We start from the raw sequence: 2749 nt of genomic DNA, 5'->3' as shown, positions 1-2749 counted from the left end.
GCCGCGACTACAAATGGGCCTCGAACGCCCAACGCAGCTTCGCCGCCAGCGTCACTGCAGCCGGAGCAGACCTCGTCATCGGCCACGGAAGCCACATGGCGCAGGAGATCGACATCCACAACGGACGTCCCCTCCTCCACGGCATCGGCAACTTCGTCTTCAACTCAAACGGACGCTACGCACTGATGGATGCGCCGCCATACAGCGCTGCCGTGCGCCTGCACCTCACCTCAGATTCGACACGGATACGCCTCTATCCACTCCACACGGACAACGGCAGCACAGGGTTCCGGACTGGACCGGTCGATGTAGAGCAATTCGAGGAGTTCTATCTGGAGGCGCTTTCCCGCACCGGGGACTCAGCGGCCTTCCTCCGCGGGCTTGAGCCAGGCGCCGACGCACAGGGCCACTACCTGGAAATCGACCTGAATAAGGACCATCGCGCCCGGGTGAATCGCCATCGTCGTGGCCAGAGCCGCACGCTCACGTACTGGGACGAGAACCCCAAGAAGATCCGCTTCGATCGGCGGTCATCTCCCAACGTCATTGTCCTTGAACGCGAACTCAAACGGCAGGGCGCGACCATCCAGCGCCTCGATTCGGGCGCATTCTCCGGACGCTCGAAGGAGGGCGTCCCGTATCTCATGATGACATCGTCGACCCATCATTCGGGCGTGCCGGGAGCGCGTGCGGCCAAGCGCAAGAGCATCACCCGCGAAATCCTGAAGGACCACGATCTGTCCACCGCAGCCGGTGGCTTCTTCAGCTCTCAGGACGACTTCGATGCCGCCGCCGCGCTCCTGGGCGATCTGGGCCCCGTCGTCGTCAAGCCGATGGACGGGAACGTCGGCCGCGGCGTGACGGTCGGGATCGAGGATTCCGACGCGCTCAGGGCGGCGTGGGACCACGCCTTCTCCGAGACCCGTTCGGGAGTGCTCGTCGAGCAGCAGTTCCGCGGTGACGAGATTCGGATCAGCGTCGTCGACGGAGTCGCCTGTGCCGCCACTCGCCGAATTCCCCCTCAGATCACCGGGGATGGGACGAGCACGATCCGCGAACTCATCAACGCGAGGAACGACGAACGCCATCATGAGCTCGTCCTGCACAGCAAGCCGCTCGACCTCACCGGCAACCGCCTGAGAACCCTGCTGCGCGCAGGATTCACTCCGCTCACCGTCCTTCCCCAGGGCGTGACTCACCTCATCGATCACATGGGCAGCGTCGGGTCCGGAGCGCACCCGGAGAACTGCATCGAGACGATGGACCCGTCCTACCTGCGCATTGCGGAAAGTGCCGCCCTCGCGTTCCATGACATCGACATAGCCGGGATCGACATCCTGTGTGAGGACCTCTCACAGTCCGCGAACGACGAGAACCACATCATCATCGAGGTGAACACCCGTCCAGAGGTCGCCGTGCATTCGGCACGTCCCAGCGATCGCGCACCACAGAGCTTCCCGACCCGCCTCGTATCGTCAGTGCTCGCCTCAGACCCCCCGAGGACGTTCCGGCCCCGGGTGCGGAGGCCCGTCCCACCGGAGAGACTGTCGTCGGCCGCGCTGCTGGCCGCGGAATTCACAGCGCGCGACATGGACGTCACGTGGTACGGCGACACGTACTTTCGCGCCTCCGGAGGGGGAGCAACGGCAAGCGTGTGGGGATCCTCGACCGATCGCACCGGCACTGCGGCTCGATTCGCCGCGCGCCATGACGGGCTCACCCAGTCACTGCTCCGCCGCGCACGCCTGCCGGTCCGTCGAGCCGAGACGCCCGCCCCCGAGGGGACGCGACTGTGCTTCCTCGTCGCGCACTCCCGCGTGCTCGCGGTCATCGACCCGTCCGATCCGCGCCGACGCAATCTGCTTCGCAGCGTCAACCAGTCCCATCGCGCGCTCGCTGCGGCCGCCAGCCGCGCCATCACCGGTCTCGACCTCGCGGAGGTGACACTCACGGCTTCCGATCCCAGTCAGCCCGGACGCAGGGGCACAGTCGTCATCGACGACGTCCGCCCCGATCCGGATCTCGTTGCGTTCGCCGAGGCAGCGGCCCCTCGCACCGACATCGTCAAGACGATCGTCGACCTGCATCTCGGAGCCGCCGAGCCAGCGTCCGAACCCGCCTTCACGTGGACAGAGAAGCAGAAGGGCACTCCTGCCGGACTGAAGGCGACCGTGGTCGATGCGGCCAGAGGCGCGAAGCGGGTCACACGGGGACTGCGCCGCCGCATCGGCGGCGACTGACCCGCCCGCAATGCAGCTGAGTCTCAGCAACGGCTCGATAGAATCGATTCGCCCCCTGCGGTCGGCCGCCGCCGACCGACATGTCGGACACTGGAGAGAAATGACAGCCACAGACGCGGCAGCCACGTCCATCGGTCCTCGGTGGGCTCCTGATTCGACTGTCGGCTCTGCCCGCATCCTCCTCGTGGGAGACACCGGGTTCGGCCTCAGCTACGACCACGCCCACGGGCTGAAGACGAACGATCTCTATGAGGCGCCGTTCGGGCGGCTCCGAGGACTCCTCGACAGCTCAGACCTCGTCGTCGCGAATCTCGAGACAGTCCTGACCGACCGCAGGGACTCCCCCCTCCAGGGCAAGCGGCCCTACCTCCACTACGACGACCCGACCCTCGGCACAGCCCATCTGCGCAAGCACGGCATCACCGCTGTCACCTACGCCAACAACCACGTGATGGACATGGGCGAAGCCGGCTTCCTCGACACCCTGAAGAATCTCGAGGACAGCAACA

Annotated in this window: 2 protein-coding genes; both read left to right on the top strand. The window is 65.9% G+C overall.

The features are described from left to right. On the top strand, positions 1-2240 hold a 2240-nt coding region (locus tag BJEO58_RS14675), incomplete at its 5' end, for a CapA family protein (protein WP_145997571.1). A 100-nt stretch (positions 2241-2340) separates the two neighbouring features. Beyond that, on the top strand, positions 2341-2749 hold a 409-nt coding region (locus BJEO58_RS14670), incomplete at its 3' end, for a CapA family protein (protein WP_180951997.1).

Source organism: Brevibacterium jeotgali (genome assembly GCF_900169175.1).
Taxonomy (GTDB): Bacteria; Actinomycetota; Actinomycetes; order Actinomycetales; family Brevibacteriaceae; genus Brevibacterium; species Brevibacterium jeotgali.
Note: the sequence above shows the minus strand (reverse complement) of the source record. Positions and strands in the feature narration are given on the sequence as shown.